The organism is Cupriavidus sp. FW305-F7 (assembly GCF_058782875.1).
In genome coordinates this window covers 97,826-118,327 of record NZ_JBYSYC010000001.1, presented here as the reverse complement: position 1 = coordinate 118,327, position 20,502 = coordinate 97,826, and the positions used below count along the sequence as shown (strand labels likewise).

General features: G+C 65.9%; 15 protein-coding genes and 1 pseudogene. 1 reads left to right on the top strand and 15 read right to left on the bottom strand.

From position 1 onward, the window contains the following. Nucleotides 1-27 precede the first annotated feature (27 nt). The 14 genes and pseudogenes from AC3WL8_RS00515 to AC3WL8_RS00450 all read right to left on the bottom strand — a co-directional run bounded on the left by AC3WL8_RS00515 (nucleotide 28) and on the right by AC3WL8_RS00450 (nucleotide 16,338). Entirely contained in the window at nucleotides 28-726 is a 699-nt protein-coding gene (locus AC3WL8_RS00515; protein ID WP_492377791.1) for an alpha/beta fold hydrolase, read from the bottom strand. A 102-nt stretch (nucleotides 727-828) separates the two neighbouring features. Further along, nucleotides 829-987 (bottom strand): annotated as a pseudogene (locus AC3WL8_RS00510) (IS110 family transposase); the annotation flags it as partial. A 234-nt stretch (nucleotides 988-1,221) separates the two neighbouring features. Then, on the bottom strand, nucleotides 1,222-2,325 hold the full coding sequence (locus tag AC3WL8_RS00505; RefSeq protein WP_492377790.1) for a CaiB/BaiF CoA transferase family protein: 1,104 nt from the start codon (nucleotides 2,323-2,325) through the stop codon (nucleotides 1,222-1,224). A gap of 75 nt (nucleotides 2,326-2,400) precedes the next feature. Further along, on the bottom strand, nucleotides 2,401-2,895 hold the full coding sequence (locus tag AC3WL8_RS00500; RefSeq protein ID WP_492377716.1) for a hypothetical protein: 495 nt from the start codon (nucleotides 2,893-2,895) through the stop codon (nucleotides 2,401-2,403). Between the two features lie 115 nt (nucleotides 2,896-3,010). Next, entirely contained in the window at nucleotides 3,011-4,567 is a 1,557-nt protein-coding gene (locus tag AC3WL8_RS00495) for a long-chain-fatty-acid--CoA ligase (protein ID WP_492377789.1), read from the bottom strand. Between the two features lie 91 nt (nucleotides 4,568-4,658). Then, nucleotides 4,659-5,444: an enoyl-CoA hydratase/isomerase family protein gene (locus AC3WL8_RS00490; protein ID WP_492377715.1), complete on the bottom strand. Its 786-nt coding sequence runs from the start codon at nucleotides 5,442-5,444 to the stop codon at nucleotides 4,659-4,661. A 20-nt stretch (nucleotides 5,445-5,464) separates the two neighbouring features. Then, nucleotides 5,465-6,244, bottom strand: coding sequence for an SDR family NAD(P)-dependent oxidoreductase (locus AC3WL8_RS00485; protein ID WP_492377714.1), 780 nt, complete (start codon nucleotides 6,242-6,244; stop codon nucleotides 5,465-5,467). Nucleotides 6,245-6,257: 13 nt separating this feature from the next. Then, nucleotides 6,258-7,508, bottom strand: coding sequence for a 3-hydroxyacyl-CoA dehydrogenase NAD-binding domain-containing protein (locus AC3WL8_RS00480; protein ID WP_492377713.1), 1,251 nt, complete (start codon nucleotides 7,506-7,508; stop codon nucleotides 6,258-6,260). 11 nt (nucleotides 7,509-7,519) lie between these two features. Then, nucleotides 7,520-8,695 (bottom strand): acyl-CoA dehydrogenase family protein, encoded by a 1,176-nt coding sequence (locus AC3WL8_RS00475; protein WP_492377712.1) that lies wholly within the window; start codon nucleotides 8,693-8,695, stop codon nucleotides 7,520-7,522. 56 nt (nucleotides 8,696-8,751) lie between these two features. Further along, a complete protein-coding gene (locus tag AC3WL8_RS00470; protein ID WP_492377711.1) occupies nucleotides 8,752-9,909 on the bottom strand; it encodes an acyl-CoA dehydrogenase family protein in 1,158 nt (385 codons plus the stop codon). 18 nt (nucleotides 9,910-9,927) lie between these two features. After that, entirely contained in the window at nucleotides 9,928-12,084 is a 2,157-nt protein-coding gene (locus AC3WL8_RS00465; RefSeq protein ID WP_492377710.1) for a 3-hydroxyacyl-CoA dehydrogenase NAD-binding domain-containing protein, read from the bottom strand. A gap of 9 nt (nucleotides 12,085-12,093) precedes the next feature. Then, nucleotides 12,094-13,299 (bottom strand): acetyl-CoA C-acetyltransferase, encoded by a 1,206-nt coding sequence (locus tag AC3WL8_RS00460; protein WP_492377709.1) that lies wholly within the window; start codon nucleotides 13,297-13,299, stop codon nucleotides 12,094-12,096. Between the two features lie 71 nt (nucleotides 13,300-13,370). Beyond that, on the bottom strand, nucleotides 13,371-15,149 hold the full coding sequence (locus AC3WL8_RS00455) for an acyl-CoA dehydrogenase family protein (protein WP_492377708.1): 1,779 nt from the start codon (nucleotides 15,147-15,149) through the stop codon (nucleotides 13,371-13,373). A gap of 115 nt (nucleotides 15,150-15,264) precedes the next feature. Further along, nucleotides 15,265-16,338 carry a phosphotransferase gene (locus AC3WL8_RS00450; RefSeq protein ID WP_492377707.1) on the bottom strand — a complete coding sequence of 358 codons (1,074 nt, stop codon included), beginning with the start codon at nucleotides 16,336-16,338 and terminating at the stop codon, nucleotides 15,265-15,267. 229 nt (nucleotides 16,339-16,567) lie between these two features. On the opposite strand from AC3WL8_RS00450, the gene AC3WL8_RS00445 reads away from it, so the two are divergent. Then, nucleotides 16,568-19,246 carry a winged helix-turn-helix domain-containing protein gene (locus AC3WL8_RS00445; protein WP_492377706.1) on the top strand — a complete coding sequence of 893 codons (2,679 nt, stop codon included), beginning with the start codon at nucleotides 16,568-16,570 and terminating at the stop codon, nucleotides 19,244-19,246. Between the two features lie 59 nt (nucleotides 19,247-19,305). Here AC3WL8_RS00445 and AC3WL8_RS00440 read toward each other — a convergent pair whose 3' ends face one another. Continuing rightward, nucleotides 19,306-20,502, bottom strand: coding sequence for an aromatic ring-hydroxylating oxygenase subunit alpha (locus AC3WL8_RS00440; protein WP_492377705.1), 1,197 nt, complete (start codon nucleotides 20,500-20,502; stop codon nucleotides 19,306-19,308).

Below are 20,502 nucleotides of genomic sequence, written 5' to 3'. Positions count from 1 at the left end.
GCGGCACCTGCCGCATAGACAGGTACATCAATCCGTCCCGGCGACGTCAATGAGGCCGTTGAGGGAGCCGCGGGCCGGGAGCGCTTGGATAGCGCCCTCGATGCGGCAATGAGCATTCCCCGTTGAATATAGTCGGAGCAACTTCACGGGACTAGACGCCAGAAGCCACATGGACCTATAGACCGCCCTTCCGATTCGAGTGGTAGGTGACGCTGCCCCACGTTGATGCCGTTGTCGGGTGGAGGCGTCCATCCCATTGCTTACCCGAAGGTGGCCAAGAAGGGGCAGATGCGCTCGACTGACGAAGGGGCGCACCGCATGGTCCAGGTCAGGGTCGCGGTGTTGGTCGACCAGGACCATGGCCTCGGCCAACCTTCCTCGGTGCTCGCCGACAGCCACCAAGGCGGTAGCTCCGCCCAGCGATGCACCTACGAGCATCGGCGGACGATCCAACGTGGCGATCACTGCCTCGAGATCGGCCACGAACGCATTCAAGGAATAATCACTGTTGCCGGCCCAGTCGCTTTCGCCGTGCCCGCGCAAATCCAGCGAGATAACATGGTGACCTGATTCCACCAAGTCGAGCATTGCCTTGCCCCACGAATAGCGGGTCTGGCCGCCTCCATGCAGCAGGATTACCGGCGGCTGGCCGACCTCACCGCCGACATCGGCGAACAGGCCGACGTCGGCGGCCCCCTTAAATCGTTCGGTACGCAATCTCGTCATCATGTCGGTGTCAGTCCCGCGGTTGTGATAATCGAATTTTTTCGCGCCAGCGACTTCCGTAGCGACTTTCCCCTCGCGGCTAAAGCGTCTGTCCGGCGCCTGCTCTTCGCACCAGTTACCCGTCAGCGCCCCAGGGGTGATTTCCTTGGTGCTGGCCATGACCCCGCTGTGACGGTGGCGTGCAAGTAGCTTTGGATCGCGCTCGCCGGCCACGATGGCGCGGATGATGGCCTGCCCGGTCATGCCCATCACATCGCTGAGCCCAGTGGCTTGATGCTCCGACATCGATCCCCGCCGCGTTGGGAGATACCTCGTCTTCTCGCTTGCGCATGGCCATGGCTCGCTCCAAGAGCGTCAGTGAACGGCAGCGCCATGAGAAGCGTCAATTTCGACTCGATCGCTCAAACGGGATGCGCATCGCTGCGCTCACCACTGTCGCCGACGATTCCCGGACCAAGCTCAATAACGGAGGGCCGGTCCAGCCCGGCAGGCCGCTCAGGCTTGCTTCCAGACCCGTCCGGCCTGCAGTGCGGCCAGTACCGAACCGGTATGCTCGCCCCTCAGGGGCACCGGCCCTGGCTCGCACAATTGCCCGTCGAAGCGCGGCGCTGGCGACGCCTGCAGCTCGCCGTCACGCTCGAAGTAAACGCCGCGCGCGAGGTTATGCGGATGCCTAGCCGCCTCTTGGGGACTCAGCACCGGACCGAAGCAGGCGTCAGTCCCTTCAAGCAACCCGCACCATTCGGCACGCGAACGGCCAGCGAAGATATCGGCAAAATGGCGGCGCATCTCCGGCCAGCGCTCCCGGTCCCACTGGCGAGCAAACTGCGGTACGTCTTCCAGGCCGAGCTTTTCGAGCAGCAACGCATAAAACTGCGGTTCGATGGCGCCCACCGTGATGAACTGGCCATCCGCGCAGCGATAAGTCGCGTAGAAATGCGAACTGTCGTGCACGTTCTCGCCGCGCGCGCCAACCACCAGGCCCGCCTTGCGGGTAGACAGGAGCAGCGACATCAGGTGCGCGGAGCCGTCCACGATCGCCGCGTCCACCACCGTGCCCCGCCCGGTTTCGCGGGCCTTAAGGATGCCGGCCAGGATCCCCACCGCCAGGTAAAGCGCCCCGCCACCTATATCGCCAATCGCGGTGATGGCCGAGGACGGCGGTTCGGCGGGGGAGCCATTGTAGTAGAGCGCGCCGGACAGCGAAATGTAGTTGTTGTCATGGCCTGCGGACTGGGCCATCGGTCCAGACTGGCCCCACCCGGTCATGCGTCCATAGACCAGGCGGGGGTTGCGTGCCAGCAGTTCGTCCGGACCCAGCCGCAGGCGCTCCATCACGCCGGGCCGCATGCCTTCGATCAGCACATCGGCATCCTCCACCAGTTTCAAGACCAGCTCCCGGCCCCCGTCGGTCTTAAGATCCGCTACCACTGAGCGCTTGCCGCGGTTCAGTACGAAGCCTTCGGCGGGCTTACCGCCGCTGGCGGCATCGCCCCGCTCGACGGCGATCACATCGGCGCCGAGATCGGCCAGATGCATTGCGCAGAACGGACCAGGTCCGATCCCACAGATTTCCACAACCCTGATACCTGACAGCATGATGATTTCAGCCTCCATTTCCTGTTGTTCCGGACCGACGGGCCAGCCGGCGCCCGTTCTTCCGCCTCCTCACAATCAGCGCGCCATCAGCTCCCGCCGGATTTCATTGACGCCACCGTAGATGCGTTGCACGCGCGCGCCGGCGTACATGGTCGCAATGGGTATTCCAGCAAGTAACTGTATCCGCCAAAAATCCGCACGCACTTGTCGATTACCTCGCCCTGCCGCTCGGTCAGCCGGAACTTGCCTATCGAAGCCAGAGCGCGAATCGAGCGTGCCATTGATCCACGCGCTAACGATCTCACCATAGCGTGGATCCGCGGCCATAGAGGGCCTGCCCGCGTCGACCAACTGACGGTACGCCTGCGCAAATCCCTTGGGTGTCTGCACGTTGCTGTCACTCAGGCGGCAGCCTTGGGCATCGCCAATCGCATTCAGTGACGCGAGCACTACACTGGCAAAGCGGCCTGCCGCGTCGATTGCATGATTCAACGTTTCGGGATCGCATTGCGTATAGGACGGCAAGTCCTGCAGCGTGCCCTTGCACATCAAAGAGCTAATGGAGGACAAAGCTATGATTACGGAGAGGTGGCTTATATGCGCTCATTCTGTATGAATGGGAGATAGTTGAAATCGCCGCCTTGGATCGAAGCCCAGCCAACCATGCTGCCGTCAGCGCTGGTCCTCAGCCTATTTGCCTCGCGCGTCCTTCCCAGAACGGCTTCCGCAATTCGATCTTGAGGATCTTCCCGGCTCCGGAAAGCGGCAACGCGTCGCGAAATTCAATACTCCATGGACTCTTGTAGCCCGCGATCTCCACCTTGCAGTGCGCTATAAGCTCTGTCTCGCTGACGGACTCGCCCGGCCTACACACGACCACCGCGTGGACCGACTCGCCCCACTTCTCGTTCGGGATGCCAATTACGGCACAGGCTGCCACTGCAGGATGCTTCGCCAGCGCATTCTCCACCTCGGCCGAATAGACGTTTTCACCACCGGTGACGATCATATCCTTGACGCGATCGACGATGTAGAGGAAGCCGTCCTCGTCCATCCATGCTGCGTCGCCGGTATGCATCCAGCCATCGCGCAGGGCGATGGCCGACTGCTCGGGGTTGTTCCAGTAACCGGCCATGACGGTCGGGCCGCGCACGGTCACCTCTCCTACGGTGCCGCGCGGCACCTCCCTCCCGTCGCCGTCGACGATACGCACCTCCGCCACCGGCACCGGCAGACCCGCTGAACGTAGCTTGCCGGCCTCACGCCCGTGCCCGGCGTGGCACCTCGCCGGCAGGCAACTGACCACAGGCGACAGTTCCGTCATGCCGTACAACTGCGCGAAACGCGCCTGGGGCATGGCCGCGAGGGCTCGGTCGAGCAGCGGGCTATCGATCGGCGCCGCACCATAGAGCACCAGCGACAGGCTCGACAGGTCGTGCGCACCGAACTCCGGAGCGTCGAGCAGACGCTGGATCATGGTCGGCACGAGGAAGATCTCGCTGCCCCGCTCTTCCGAGATGGCTCGAAGCACCGCCGCCTCTTCGAAGCCCGGCAGGATGACCTGCTTGCACAGCCGCAACATCAGTTGCAACGTGAGGCCGATGCCGCCCACGTGGAACATCGGCGCTGCCTGGATGCCGACCGCGCGCTCGGGGCGGGTGGCGGCCGCCACGGCGGCGAGCGCGTCGATCGCAAGGTTGGCGTGGGTCAGCATCACGCCCTTCGGCGTGCCCGTGGTGCCGCCGGTATACAGGATCGCCGCCAGGTCAGCGCCGCCCCGCTGTGCGTCTCTGACCGGCGCCGTCTCGGCGAGCAGCCACTCGTAGCCAAGCATGCCGGACGGCACTGGACCGTCGCCCACATGGATGAGCGTTTGCAGCGACTTCGATTGCGCGCGCAGATCCCTGGCGATCCTCGCGAAGGCATCGTCGACCAGGAGGATGCGAGTGCCGCAATCGTCCAGCGACCACGCCATCTCGCGCGCCGTCCAGCGGACGTTGACGGGGTTCACCACGCCCCCGCCCCACCACGCGCCATACAGGTACTCGACATAGCGATCAGAATTCTGCGCGAGCATGCCGACGCGGTCGCCGGGACGCATGCCGAGGCGCTGCAACGCGGCGGCCAGTCGCGCAACGCGGTCGCAAAGAACCGCGAACGTGGAACGCCGTTGCCCCGAGACCAGCGCCTCCGCCTGCGGGCACTGGCGCACGGCCTTGTGCAGGGGCCGGGTCAGGGACATGCCGATGCCGGCTGGCTCATTCCTGGAAGCCATATGTGTCGATCCTTTGATCCGCTTTGAAGTCACATCGCGTGGCAGGCGCCGAGCCTGCTCACCGTCCCAGGAATACGGCCGGCCGCCGCTCCGCAAAGGCGGCGCATCCCTCGCGGAAATCGGCGGAGGCGGCGAGCAAGGACTGCGTATCCGCCTCCCACGCGAGCATGGTGTCAAGCGACATCGGTACGCGCGAGAGCACTGCCTTGGTGGTGGCAATCGTAGCCGGGGGCGCCTCGGCCAGCCGCAAGGCCCGTTCCCGCGCATGCTCCAGGACCTGCCCCGCTTCGGTCAGTACGTCGACCAGTCCGAGTGCCCTGGCCTGTGTGGCGGGGATCGGATCGCACAGCATCAGTATTTCACGCGCCACGCCCATACTCACACGCTGAGGCAGCGACCACAGCAGTCCATAGTCCGGCGTCAGCCCGAGACGGCCGAAGGCTGCGCAGAAGGTGGCATTGGCGTCGGCGAACACGAAGTCCGACGCCATCGCGAGCGAAAAGCCCGCCCCAAACGCAGCACCCTGCACGGCAGCCACCACGGGCAGGCGGCCGCCGATCATCGTGCGCACCACCTGCTGGCCGATCTGCATGTTGCGGCGCATAACGAGGCCCGGGGCATCCAGTCCGCCCACGTCGCCGCCGGAGCAGAAATGCGCGCCGCCGGTGAGCAGCACGGCGCGGCAGGCGTCGTTGTCCTGCAGGGCGGCCAGCGCACGGGCGAGTCCTTCGTAGAGCTCGGGTGTCAGCGCGTTGCGCTTTGACGGCACGTGCATGGTCAGCGTGGCCACGCCATCGGCCAGTTCAACCTTGAGGGCGGGGGAGTCCAGTTCCTCGATCAGCATGTTTTGTTCTCCTGCCACCGTCAGAGGCCGCTCGCTAGATGCCCGCCATCGACGGCCAGCACCGCCCCGGTCATGTAGGCCCCGGCGTCCGATGCGAGGAGCCAGAGTGGGCCGAGCAGGTCGTCCGGCGTGCCGAAGCGGCGTTGCGGCACGCGGCCCATCAGCTTCTGGCCGGCATCGCTGGCGAGGAACGCCTCGTTCAACTCGGTGCTGATGTAGCCGGGCGCCAGCGCATTCACGCGGATGCGGTGCTTCGCCAGCTCCAGCGCCAGAGATCGCGTCAGATGGATCAGCCCGGCTTTCGAGGCACAGTACGGCGCCACGCCGCCCGCCACCCGTACCCCGGTGATCGACGCGACATTGACGATGGAACCCGGCCTTCCGGCGGCGACCATGCGGCGCGCAGCCTCCGTCGCCACGAGCCAGGCACCCTTCAGGTTGGTGTCGATCGCCGCGTCCCAAGTGTGCTCGTCGTGCTCCAGCAGCGGACGGGTCACCGCGACCCCCGCGTTGTTCACGATCAGATCGACAGTGCCGATCTCCGACTCCATCGCGTCGAATGCTTCGCGCACGCTGTCCGCATGCGTGACGTCCATTTCGACAGCCAGTGCCCGTCCGCCAGCATCCCCGATCTTGCCGACCAGGGCCGTCAGCCGGTCGAGACGCCGCGCCCCGACCGAGACCGTCGCCCCGCGAACCGCGAGGAACCGGGCGAAATGCCGCCCGAGTCCGCTTGAGGCGCCGGTTACCAGCGCCACTCGCCCTTGCAGCGAGAACTGTTCGTCGAATTCCCTGCTCACCCTTGTCTCCCCGTCATTCGAAGTAGCGGCCATGTCGTTCGTCCAGTAAGACCATGCCGGCGGTCGGCCTGTACAGGTCGCCCAAGTCCGCCAGGCGCTCGCAAGCCGCCAGCACCTCCCGGGCACCGAGCGCGTCGGCATAGTGCAGTGCACCGCCAATCTGGCGCGGGAAGCCGAGCCCGAGGACCAGGCTCATGTCAATGTCCGCAGCGGACGCGGCAACCCCTGACTCAAGGCAATGTGCCGCCTCAATTACCATCGGCAGCATCATTCGCGCGACAATTTCCTCCGCGTCCATGGCGCGGGTCCCACCGGGCTGGATCATGGCAAGGAGCGCATGGGTGTCGTCCGCCGGCGACTTCACCGGCCTGCCCTTGTCGTCCCGGACATAACGGTAGAAGCCGACCCCGCTCTTCTGCCCCAGCCGGCCAGCTCGCGCCATCAGCGCGACGGCATGCTCGCCGTCGATCTTCATTCGCAACGCGTAGCCTTTGCCGATGACTTCGATGACATGCGACGCCGTGTCCATCCCCACCACGTCCTGCAGATATGCCGGCCCCATTGGCCAGCCGTATGCCTCCATCGCCTCGTCGATGGCGACGAAGTCGACGCCGTCCCGCACCAGGCGCAGAAACGCCAGGATATAGGCGGTCAGGATGCGATTGACGAGGAATCCCGGACAATCGGCCACGACTACCGGCGTCTTGCCCAAGCGGCGCGCGTAGTCGACTACGGTGGCGACAGCCGCCGCCGAGGTTCGCTCCCCCCGAATCACCTCCACCAACGGCATGGACGGCACCGGGTTGAAGAAGTGCATCCCGACAAAGTTCTCCGGCCGCTTCAGGTTCGCCGCCAAATCGGTGATCGACAGCGACGAAGTATTCGAGGCCAGGACGGCATGCGCCGGCACCAGTGCCTCCACCTCGGCCAGGACACCACGCTTGATGCCGAGGCTCTCGACCACGGCTTCAACCACGACATCGACCGTCCCGAAGCCGCCGTAGTCGAGCGTCGGGACGATGGACGACAGCACGGCCTGTGCCGCCTCGCCGGTCATCTTGCCGCCGCTGACTTGCTTACCCAACAGTCGGCCAGCCTCACGCATGCCCAAGTCGAGCGACGCGGCAGTGATATCCTTCATCACGACCGGCGTGCCGCGCAACGCGCTCTGGTAGGCGATCCCGCCGCCCATGATGCCGGCGCCGAGCACGGCCGCACGGCGCACCGTAGGGGCTGCCGCCTCCTGCCCGTTCTCTTTCCACATCTTTTCGCTCCTTACTCTGAACCGCCACCGGCATGGCGGAGAATCTGTTTCGCAATGCTCCAGCGATGCACTTCCGAAGGACCGTCGTAGATCCGAAATGCGCGCATGTCGGAGAAGATCCGCGCCACGATCCTCTCGTGCGTTACGCCTTGCCCGCCGAGAATCTGCACGCAGCGGTCCACCACGCGCCACTCGGCCTCAGAGCAGATCACCTTGGCCAGGCTAGATTCGTGGCGTCCCTTCCCGCCCTGGTCGAGTACCCAGGCGCAATGCCAGATCGTCAGGCGGGCCGTATGCAGGTCCATCTCGTTGTCGGCCAGCATGAAGCCCACGCCCTCGTGGCTGCCGAGCGGCTTGCCGAACGCGTGGCGACGCGCGGCGTAGTCCGAGGCAATGTCGTGCGCGCGGCGCGCCTGCCCCAGCCAGCGCATGCAGTGTGTCAGCCTTGCCGGCGCGAGGCGGATTTGCGCGTAGCGAAAGCCTTGCCCGACCTCGCCCAGCACGTCGGTGGCGGGAATCCGCAGGTTCTCGAAGCGAATCACGCCGTGACCGCCTGTGAAGCAGGCATCCAGCGCGTCCATCGTCCGCTCGTGGATAAAGCCGGGGCGGTCCGTGTCGCAGAGGAACATGGTGGCGCTGCCGTCCTCCATGCGCGCCATGATGATGGCGTAGGAGGCGCCGTCCGCGCCCGTGATGAACCACTTGCTGCCGTTGATCACGTAGCCGTCGCCATCGCACACGGCCGTCGTCTGGAGCATGGCGGGATCGGAGCCCGCCCCCGGGGCCGGTTCCGTCATGCAGAAGCACGAGCGGATCTTTCCCTCGATTTGCGGCTGCAGCCAGCGCGCCTTCTGCGACGGGGTCGCGACGGCTTCCATCAGGTGAATGTTGCCCTCGTCCGGCGCCGCGATGTTGAGCGCCGTGGGGCCGAGAGTAGAGTAGCCCGCCTCCTCGAACACGATCGCCTTGGCCAGGTGCGACAGCCCCAACCCGCCCGACTCGACGGAAGCATGGGGCGTCAGCAGGCCGGCATCGCGTGCCCTGGCAACGAGTTCAAGGCGCAGCGATTCACTCGGCCCGTGGGCCGTCTGCCGGGGATCGCGCTCCAGCGGAATCACTTGCTCGGCAATGAAGCGCCGCGTACGCAACTGCAGCGCCTTCAGGTCATCGGAAATTTCGAAATTCATGTCGGCTCTCCAGAGCAGTCAGGTCCCGACCATCGACCATCCAGGTTGGGCGATCGTCATGCCTTCTTCCTGTCGTCCAGGCCAAGGCTGCGCCCGATGATTTCCTTCATGATCTCGTTCGCGCCGGCGAAGATGCGCGAGACCCGTGCGTCGGTGTACATCCTGGCGATCCGGTACTCCTCCATGTAGCCGGCGCCGCCGTGCAACTGCACGCAGGCGTCGATCACACGGTTCTCAAGTTCGGTCGCCAGCAGCTTCGCTTCCGACGCGACCACCGCCGTCAGTTCGCCGGCATTGGCCTCCATCACACTGTGGTCGACGAACGCCTGCGCCGCGTCAAGCTGCGCGCGCATGGTGGCCATCTCGAAGCGCACGTGCTGGAACGTGCCGACCGGCTTGCCGAACGCCCTCCGTTGCCTGACGTGGTCGAGCGTCAGGTCGAACGCCACCTGCGCATGCGCGATCGAGCCGATGGCGACTTGCAGGCGCTCCTCGGCCAGCAGCTCCGACATGTAAAAGAAGCCCCTGGCCGGATCGCCGAGCACGTTCTCCTTCGGGATCCTGACGTTGTCGAAGAAGAGTTCCGCCGTGTCTTGCGCATGCAGCCCGATCTTCTTCAGCTTCCGCCCTCGCGTGAAGCCGGGCATGCCGGCCTCGACGACGAACAGGCCGATGGCGTGCCGGCTCCCGGGGTCCGTGCGGGCGGCAACGATGATGAGGTCTGCCTGCGCCCCGTTGGAGATATAGGTCTTCGCGCCATTGAGCAGCCAGTGGTCGCCCATGTCCTTTGCGCTGGACTTCATGCCCGCGAGGTCGCTGCCGGCATCCGGTTCCGTCATGGCGATGGCGAGGATCTTCTCCCCCCGAATGGCCGGCGGCAGGAAGCGCGCCTTCTGCGCCTCCGATGCGAATGCGCCCAGGTACGGCGCGACCACACGCGAGTGCAGGTTGATGTAGAAGCCAATGTCGCCGTGGCGGACGTTCTCCTCGTACAGGACCTGCTCGTAGCGCAGGTCCTTCAGGCCCGGCCCGCCATAGGCCTCCGGCGCCCACATCAGCAGGTAGCCCTGTTCGCCGGCCTTGAGGAAGGCGCTGCGGTCCACGAAGCCCTGTTCGCGCCAGCGCGCGGTATGCGGGCCGATTTCTCCCTGGAAGAAGCGGGCCACACTGTCGCGGAAGGCATGGTGATCCGGCTCAAAATGCGTGCGTCTCATGGCGTTCCTCGCAAGGGCTTACTGCACGGGACGGGGGTGGAACCTGTCGTTCGCGCCGGCGCGGCGCCGCAGCCAACCGGAAGGACGGAAGCGCGCGCCGTGCCGGTCGGCCAGCCGGTCGCATTCGGCGACGAATGCTTCAAGGCCCATCGTCTCGATCAGCGACAGCGTGCCCCCCGTCCACGACGGAAAGCCGATGCCGAGCACGGCGCCGACGTCGGCGTCAGCCGCGCTCGTCACGACACCCTCTTCCACGCAGCGCGCGGCTTCGAGCGCCTGGATGCAGAGCAGGCGGCTCCTGACGTCTTCCACGCTCGGCTGGACGACCTGCACCGGATAGAGATCGGACAGCCCGGTCCACAGGCGCTTTCTGCCGTCGTCCGGATAGCTGTAAAAGCCCTTCCCGGCCTTGCGGCCCAGGCGGCCCAGGGTGTTGAACTTCTCGATGACGGGTTGCGCATGCCGCCGCCACGAGGACGCCGGCAGGCCATCGGCGACGGCCTGGTCGATTACGCGCTTCTGCAAGTCGAGTGACACTTCGTCGGTGACGGCAAGTGGGCCGGTTGACATGCCCGCCTGCTTAGCCGCGTTCTCGATCAGCGCCGGCGCGATGCCTTCGGCCAGCATCGCCATGCCTTCGTCGATATAGGCGCAGAACACCCGGCTGGTGTAGAAGCCCGGGCTGTCGTTGACGATGATCGGCGTCTTACGCAGTTGCCGGACGAAATCGAGCGCGTGCGCGAGCGTTGCAGGTGCCGTTTCCTTGCCGACGATGACCTCGACGAGCGGCATCCGGTCGACCGGCGAAAAGAAGTGGATGCCGATGAACTGCGCCGGCTGAGCGCTTTCGCTTGCCAGTCCGGTGATCGGCAGCGTCGACGTATTGCTCGCGAAGACCGCGGACGGCGACAGTACCGCCTCTGCCTTGCGGATGACATCGGCCTTCACTTCCCGCTGTTCGAAGACGGCCTCGACAACCAGATCGCAACCGTCCAGCAACGCGAAAGCGTCGGTTGCCCGGATGCGTGCGGCGATCTCTTCCGCAGAGACATCGGTGAGGCGGCCCTTCGTCAGCTCCCCGGCCAGCAGTCCGGTGCAACGGGCCTTGCCCTTCTCGGCGGCAGCCAGGTCCACATCGAGCAGCACGACCTCGATGCCCGCCACGGCGGCCGCATGTGCGATGCCGCTGCCCATCATGCCAGCGCCGACCACGCCGAGCTTGCGCACGGGCTTCGGGGGAATCCCGGCGGGCCGCGCCGCACCCTTCTCGGCCGCCAGCTTGTTGACGAATAGCGTGCGCATCAGGTTTCTCGCCACGGGGCCGGAGAGCAGAGTGGCGAAGTAGTTCACCTCGACGCGAAGCGCGGCATCAATCGGCAGTTGCGTGCCTTCGTAGACGCAAGACAGGATGGCCGCAGGCGCGGGGTAGTTGCCGCTGTGGCGGCCATGCGAGGCCGCCACGCCCACGCCGAACGTCGTCGTCGCGTGCGGCGCCAACGGGCCGGCGCCGCCGGGTACGCGGAAGCCCTTGACGTCCCACGGCTGACAAGCGCCGGGATTGGCGAGGACCCACGCGCGGGCCGTAGCGTAGAGCTGATCCGTCGGGACGACGGCATCCACCATACCGATCCGCAGGGCCTCCGCCGGTTTGACGTGGCGGCCCTCCAGCAGCAGCGGCATGGCGCGCTCGATGCCGATCAGCCGGGGCAGGCGCTGCGTCCCGCCGCCGCCCGGCAGCAGTCCGACCGTGACCTCCGGCAGGCCGACCACCGCCCTGGGATCATCCACCAGCACGCGATAGTGACAAGCCAGGCATAGCTCATAGCCACCGCCTAGCGCTACGCCGTTGATGGCGGCGGCGACGGGCTTGCCGCAGGTCTCCAGGTCGCGCAGGATCTTCGACGCTTGCAGCACCGAATCGCGCGCCATCTCCGCCGTGACGTTGCGGTCGTATGCCGTGACGAATTCCTTCAGGTCCGCGCCGGCAACGAAGCCGCCGCGCTTGCCGGACGTGATGACCGCGCCGCGAATTCCGCCCTGCTGGCGCACGCGCTGCACCACCTCGGCTAGGTCCGCGACCAGATCTGGCACGAAAACATTCATCGGGCGATCGGGCACGTTGATGCTGACGCGCGCGACGCCTTCGGCGTCGACTTCGAAATCAATGGTATTCATGGTGATGGCTCAGATGCGTTCGATAATGGTGACCGTGGCCTGGCCCGCGGCCGCGCACAGCGTGACGAGGCCGGTGGTCAGGTCGCGGCGTTCCAGTTCGTCGAGCAGCGTGCCCAGTAGGATCGCGCCCGTTGCCCCCAGCGGATGGCCGAGCGCGATCGCTCCGCCATTCACGTTGACGCGGTCGTGGGAAATGTCGAAGGTCTTCATGTAGGCCATCGGCACGACGGCGAAGGCTTCGTTGATCTCGAACAGGTCGATGTCCGCGATGCCCATGCCCAGCCGGTCCAGCAGCTTCGATGTGGCCGGCATGGGCCCACCGAGGCTCAGCAGCGGCTCCGACGCGGCCGATACATAGCCGCGAATCCGCGCGCGGGGCCTGATCCCACTGTGCTCGCCGAACTCGCGCGTGCCCAGCAGCATCGCGCAAGCGCCGTCGACGATCCCGCTGGAATTGCCGCTGGTATGGATGTGCTCGATCGCCTCGACGTGCGGATAGCGCTGCTGCACGACGGCGTTGTAGCCCGCCTCGCCCAAGCTGGTGAAGGACGGCTTCAGCCGGGCGAGGTCTCCGATCGTCGTGCCCGGACGCACGGCCTCGTCCTGCGCGAGAACGGACTCGCCCAGCAAGTCGCGCACCGCGACGAGCGATCGTTCGAAATAGCCGGATGCGCGCGCGTGCGCGGCGCGTCGCTGGCTTTCGACGGCATACGCATCCACGTCACTGCGGGAGAAGCCCCACAACGTTGCCATCAGGTCTGCCGCCACGCCGTTCGGAATATAGGGATAGCGATGGCCGATTCGGGGGTCTGTATAGTTGGCACCGCCGTCGGACCCCATCGCCACCCGTGACATCGACTCCACGCCGCCGCCGACCACCGCCTGCGCCTGTCCGGCACGGATCAGGCTCACGCCCTGATTGACGGCATCCAGCGCAGAGGTACAGAAGCGATTCACCTGATAGCCGGGCAGGTGTTCGCCATATCCCGCATTGAGGATGGCCGCGCGCGTCATGTCGGCGCCCTGCTCCCCGACAGGCGTGACGATGCCCAGTCCCACATCCTCCAGCTCGCGGGTATCAAGCCGGGTACGCGTCTTCAGCGCCGCCAGCACCTGGCTGGCCAGTTCCACCGGCGTGATGGCATGCAGCGCGCCGTCCGCACGCCCACGGCCGCGTGGCGTGCGGACGTGATCAAAAATATAGGCTTCGGTCATGGTGATCTCGATGAGTACGTGAGTACGCGACGCGGGTGTTCGTCCCATTCACGGGACGGACGCGGGCGCCCTTAGGAAAAGAGAATGGCGTCGTCCTGCACCGCGAAGTCGCCATCGCAGGCGCGGATGGCGGCCAGGCATGCGTCGGCTTCGGGCAGGAGGCGGTTGAAATGGAAGTGTGCGACGGCGTGCCGGGCCTGGTAAAAGGGATCGCCCGCGCCTGGCCGCGCGGCGCACGTGGCAGCGGAACGGGCGAAGAGGTAGGCGAAGGACAGATGGCCGATGATGCGCAGGTAGTCCGTGGCCACCGCGCCGACCAGATGGGGATCGCTTGCCGCGCGTGCGGCAAGCTCTCGGCTCAACACCTCGACGTCCGCCGCGAGGCTGCCGAGCCTTTGTCTCATGGGCGCGGGCGCCGTCTGCGCGCCAGGCGATGCCAGCCACGCGGCGATCAGGTCGAGGAATACACGCAAGCGGCGCCCGTCGTCGGCAATGACCTTGCGGCCCAGCAGATCGATGGCCTGGATGCCGTTGGAGCCTTCATAGATCTGCATGATGCGCGCGTCGCGCACAAGCTGTTCGACGCCGGTCTCGACCATGTAGCCGTAGCCGCCATGCACCTGTATGGCGAGGTTCGCGCAGGCCGATGCGTTGTCCGTCAGGAATGCCTTGGCGACTGGCGTGAGCAGCGCCACCAGGTCTCCGGCGCGCTGACGGGCGTGCGGGTCCTCGTGGTGCGCTTCCACGTCGAGCTGAAGCCCGAGCCAGTATGCGAGCATGCGCCCGCCTTCCACCCACGCCTTCTGCGTGAGCAGCATCCGGCGGACTTCCGCGTGGGCGATGATCGGTGCGGCTTCAGTGGCAATGTTCGCGGCCCTGCCCTGCCGACGCTGGCGCGCGTAGTCGATGGCCGCCTGGCTGGCCGCTTCCGCGATGCCAACGGCCTGCACCCCAACGCCAAGCCGGGCGGCGTTCATCATAACGAAAGCATTCGAGAGACCGCAGTGGGACGCTCCGACCAGCCAGCCGATCGCGCCGTCGAACTGCATCGCGCAGGTGGCGCTGCCGCAAATGCCCATCTTGTGCTCGATGCCGGTGACGCGGACGGCATTGCGCACACCGGGCCGTCCGACCGCATCAGGGATGAACTTTGGCACGACGAACAGCGACACCCCACGGCTTCCCGCCGGCGCACCAGGCAGGCGTGCCAGGACCAGATGGACGATGTTCTCCGCGAGGTCATGGTCCCCGCCGGAAATGAATAGCTTGGCACCACTGAGCCGCCACGCGCCGTGGCCGGCCGCTTCGGCGCGGCAGCGCACCGTGCCAAGATCCGAGCCGCTCTGCGGTTCGGTCAGGCACATCGTCGCGGTCCACTCGCCCGACACCAGTTTCGGCAGATATAGCCGGCGCAACGCCTCGCTGCCGTAGTGGCGCAGCGTGTGATACGCGCCATGCGCCAGCGCCGGATACATGCTCCACGCGGGACAGGTGGCGTTCAGGAACTCGTAGAGAACATTGTTCAGCAGCGACGGCAAGGCCTGCCCGCCATCTTCCGCGCGGCAGGCCAGGGCCGGCCAGCCTTGCTCGACGAAGGCGCGATACGCCGCTGCGTAGCCGTGAGGCGTCCGGACTTCACCGGCTTCGAGCACGCATCCTTCGCGGTCGCCGCGCGCGTTCAACGGCGCGACAACATCCTCGGCGTAGCGCGCCGCCGCGCGAATGACCTGCTCGCAGGTGTCCGCGCCGAGCCCGCGATAGGCCGCCAGGCCGGATAGCTCGCGGTCCACATCAAGCAGTTCGCGAAGGATGAATCGAATCTCGCCCAGGGGCGCGACGAAGGAGCGCATCTCTGTGTCTGCCGCGTGATCGCGGACCAATGGTTTGATGAGGTGAGATGCATTCTCGGGGCTTACCGATTCCCGGTAATCGTCTTATCCGACGTTTTGACGCGCGATCGATGCGTCAGCGATTTGCCTGGCGCGCACGCTCCAGCCCGAGTTCCGCCAGCGCCGCCACCTGCAGGCCATTGCCGATTGAATCGTCCGACGCCGCCATGCCGTCGAGCGCCCGCTTCAGCACTCCCTGCAGGATGGCAGCCATGCGGAAGAGGTTGTAGGCGAGATAAAAATTCCAGTCGCCCGTCACGGTGAGGGCCGTCGAGGCGAGGTAGCTGTCGCGGTATGCGTGCATGTCCGGAATGCCGAGAGCGGCGAGGTCCAGGCCGCCGAGTCCGCGAAAAACGTCGGGCGGAATGTCCCAGTACATGCAGAGGTAACTGAAGTCGGCCAGCGGATGCCCGAGCGTCGACAGTTCCCAGTCGAGGATGCCGAGGACGACAGGCTCGGTCGGATGGAAGATCAGGTTGTCGATGCGGAAATCGCCGTGGACGATGGACACCGGCGGCGCGTCTTCCGGCGGGATGTGCGAGGGGAGCCACTCCATCAGTTCGTCCATCGCGGCGATCCGGGCGGTTTCGCTGCTGCGGTACTGCTTCGACCAGCGCTCGATCTGCCGCTGGAAGTAGTTGCCGGGCTTTCCGAAATCCGACAGCGCCGCCTCTCCGGGTTTCACCCGATGCAGGGCCGCCAGTGCATCATGCATCGCGTGATAGATGGCGGCACGCTCCGCCGGCGCCATCTCCGGCAGCGACGGATCCCAGAACACGCGCCCCTGCAGGCACTCCATGACATAAAAGGCACGTCCGATAACCGCCTCGTCCTCGCAGAGCGCGTAGACCTTGGCCACCGGCACGTCCGTGCCGGCCAGCGCGCGCTGTATGCGGAATTCGCGTTCGATAGCATGCGCCGACGGCAACAGCCGCGCCTTCGGTGCCGGCTTGCTGCGCAGCACATAGGTGCCGGACGGCGAGGTCAGGCGGTACGTCGGATTCGACTGCCCGCCCTGGAACCGGGAGACGCTGACGGGACCGCGGAAGCCGCTGACGTTCTCTTCCAGCCAGCGCTCCAGCCGGGCGGCATCGAGATGGAATGTCCCCTGGGCAGCCTCACCGGGGCGCGAGCCGTTGTGCAGAGTCATGATTCACGGATGGATTGGACACGAGCGGCAATCGTATCCGCGAAGTGGAGGGCGAAAGCGGCTCTGGTGCGATGTCCAGCGCAATATCGTCGTTTTCGACGAGTCCGCGGAGCCGCCGGGGGAACACTGCCCGATCGCTGCGCGCTACAATCACTACGCCCCCTGGCCCTGCTCTCCGCCTCCCGGAGCATGCCAGCGAGGCCATAACTATGATTACGAGACATCCCCGATGCGCCCCTCCCCTGGCCCATTCGCTACCAATTCCGCCGCCAATTTCGCAGCCAAGCTCGAACAGCCTCCCGTCACGCCCGATCAGGTCGCGCGCCCTGCCCTGTCCAGCCTGATCTGCAATGCCAGCATCGCCAAGCTGGTGCTGCTGCGCGCGCCGGCGGGCTTCGGCAAGACGACGGTGATGAACCAGGCGCGGGCCTGCCTGGAGCAATCGGGAATCGAAACCGCCTGGCTCACCCTCGACCAGCAGGACAACAGCCCCGAGCGCCTGCTCAGGGGGCTGTCGATGGCGGCGGCGAATCTTTGGCCGGACCGCCGGGGCGCCACGACGCCGCTCGAAACGATCGAGATGCTTGCGTCCCACCCATCGCCGCTGGTGCTGTTTCTCGATGAATTCGAGGTGATCCACGATCCGGACGTGCTCAAGCTGCTGCGCGAGATCATCGACCGCCTGCCCCGGCGCAGCCAGATCGTCGTCGGTTCGCGCAGCGTTCCCAACCTGGGCCTCGGACGCCTGCGCGCCCGTGGCCAGCTTCTGGAGATCGACGCCGAGCAACTGCGCTTCACGCTGGACGAGACCCGGGAGTTCATCAAACAGCATCGGCTCGACTCGCTGCCGGCGGAGGACGTATTGCGCCTGCACGGCAAGACCGAGGGCTGGGTGACGGCCCTGTGGCTCGCGTCGATTACGCTCGCGCAGCACGGCGACGAAGGCAAGTTCATCGAACATTTCTCGGGGTCGAGCCAGGCGGTGGCCGATTTTCTCGCCGAGGACGTGCTGTCGCGCCAGGCGCCGGAGGTCCGCCAGTTCCTGCTGCGCACCAGCATTCTGAAGCAACTGAATCCGGCCCTGTGCCAGTCCCTCTGCCCGGCGCACAACAGCGCGGAGATGCTCGAACATCTCGCCTCCACCAGCCTGTTCCTGACTCCGATCCCGGGCGAGCAGCATGCCTATCGCTATCACCATCTCTTCGCGGACTACCTGCGCTCGCAACTGGCGCTGGAACTGCCGAATGAAGTGGCGCGGCTGCACCTTGCCGCGTCGGGCTGGTACGAGTCACACGGCCGGCCGGGGCCTGCCATCGACCATGCCATCGATGGCGGCGACCATCCTTACGCGCTCAGCCTGTTGTCGCAGCACGCACCCGAGTTCCTGAAGCAGGGCCGCCTGCGGCTGCTTGCGCGCTGGTTCTCGCAGGTTCCGGAGCATCTGGTCGCGGAGCATCCGCTGCTGCTGGTCACCTGGGCATGGGCCATCTGCTTTACGTGCGGTCCGCGCGATGCGTGGGAACTGCTCAAGCGGTCCGGCTGCCTCCACAGCGGCGACGAGACGGTGGCGTTCAACGTAAAAGTGCTGAGCATCTTCCTGCTCACCATGACGGACCGCTTCGACGAGGCCTTTGCCGCCTGCAAGGAGATCGTCCCGAACCTGCCCACGGGCCTCCCGTTCGCGGACTCGGTGCTGATCAACTGCATGTCGCACCTCGCCGCGACGCTAGGCGATCAGGAGGAATCGCAGCGCCTGACGGCCCTGACCCGCAGCGCCTATCCGGACAGCGCCTTCAACCGGATGTACTCCGACTGCCTCGAAGGCGTACTGGACCTGCAGCAGGGTCGGCTGCGCCATGCAATGGCGCGCTTTCGCATGGCAGTTGGCCCCGACCAGCCCGGCGGCGCCACACACAGCAACGTCAATGCCTGGGCCGCGGTACTGCTCGCGGACACCATGTACGAGACGAACCAGTTCGACCAGACTGAGCACCTGCTCAATATCCACCTGCCGCTGGCGCGCGACCTTGGCCTGCCGGAGCGCCTGATTAGCTGTCACCTGATCCTGGCCCGCATCGCCTTCTGCCGTGGCGACATCGACCAGGCCTTCCAGCACCTGATCCAGCTCGAATACATCGGCCAGAACCGGCAGTTGCCGCGCCTCATCGCCACGGCGCGGCTGGAACGGTCGCGGCTCCTGCTGCTGCAGGGCAACAGCCTCGGTTCGCGCGTCGAACTGGAGCGTGCCAACGACCAGGCGGTCTGGACGTGGGTTCGCAAGCACCGGCAGGTCGTCCACGACCTCGACTACATCGAACTGGCTCAGATGCGCTGGGAGATGACCTTCGGCGATGCCGCCGCCGTGGCGCGGCGCCTGCTCGACGCGTTCCGCGAAGCCCGCCAGCGCGGCCTGGGCCGGCGCGCGTTCAAGCTGGAAGTGCTGCGCGCGCTGGCCACTGCGAAGTCGGGAGACCTGGGCACCGCCACCACGCTGATGTCGAAAATCCTGCTGCTGGCTTGCCAGGAAGGATACGTGCGCCTGATCCTCGACGAAGGCACTGCGGCGGCGCAGTTGATTCAGCGTGTCTACGCGACCGTCTCCGGCAGCGACGGCCCGCGCAGTGATCCCATCTTCGTCGACTACCTCCAGCGCTTGCTCAAGATCTGCGGCCCGGTGGAGGCCGACGAAGATGCCAGTGGTCCGCAGATCGTCGAGGCCCTTTCGCGCAAGGAGGTGCGTGTACTGCAACTGGTCGCGGAAGGCTATTCGAACAGCGCAATGGCCGAGAAGCTGTTCGTCTCCGACAGCACGATCCGTACCCACCTGCGCAATATCAGCGCGAAGCTCCAGGCGCAGAACCGCACGCAGGCCGTGGCAATCGCACGGCGCCTTAAGCTCATGCCCTGATCCGGCCGCCGTTACGCCGAGCCTTGTGCTGTCGCCCTGCCCGGCGGATGGCCTCCCGCTCAGCCCTTGTCAAAGTGGCGCTCGAGGATGCGGTAGAACACGGGAATCTGGGTCTCCAGCCCGCCATAAATGAGTTCCTTGATCGCGCCGGACGCGAGCCCCACCTGCGAGATGCAGGCCGCTCGGAAGTCCTCGTTCCCGAACACGTTGACGATCATTTTGTAGGACTTGCTGAATAGTTCCTTCGCCTTGTCGTTGTCGGCCGCGTCACGTGTCAGCATGAAGTATTCGACCGTCGACTTCCCGGCGGCCACGGGCTTGATGATCATCACGCTGACGTAGTACGGACTGGTCACCACGACGACGTTGGGAAACGCCACGTAGGTGATCGTCACGGTCTTGTGGATGCTCTCGCCAGGTGCGTCCAGCATCGACGGCTCGAAGTTCGCCTTGCCCGATACCTGCCGGATGTGATCGCCGAGCTGGCTCGGGACCGTCGGGACATCGGCAAACAGCGGGCCGACGGTGGCGGCGTGCAGGCGCTGGACGTGGTAGCCCTCCAGGAATGGCTCGATGACCAGCTTCCAGTTGGCATCCAGATGGAAGGTCTTGTGGCCGTACAGGTGCAGCCGGGGCAAATTCAGCGCCTCGAAATCGGCCAGCAGTTCGTCGTTCAGTTTGGAGAAGTCGGGCGAGGCGGCGGCGTCGAGCATCACCCAGATCAGGCCGCCGGCTTCCCGGCTCGCGAGCGGGGCGAGTCCGTGGTCTTCCTTGCACAGCCCGGCGAACACTTCCTGGCGCGGCACGCCGACCAGCCTGCCGTCCAGGCTGAACGTCCATGCGTGGTACGGGCAACTGACCCGCGCGGCCTTGAACGCATCCGTGCGCTCAACCACTTTCGAGCCCTTGTGCTGGCAAGCATTGAGGAACGCCCTGACTTCGCCCCCGCCATCGCGGCTCAACAGGATGGGCAAGCCATACGCGTCCAGCGCCAGGAACATGTTGTTCTCCGGCAACTGGACCGACAGCGCGACCGGCATCCCGAACCGCTTGAAGATCGACGACTGCTCCAACGCGAAGTGCGCCGGGTCGACGAAGATCTCCACGGGTCGGCGTTCCATCACGCTCACATGCGTGGCCTGGTCGTGTGCCGGGATGCGGCGGATGGCCTCGATCTGGCTCGGGCTCAGCGACTCGATTGCCTGGACAGTCCTGCCAGGCGACTGCGCGGTGACTTCAGCGGCTTGCTGGTTCAT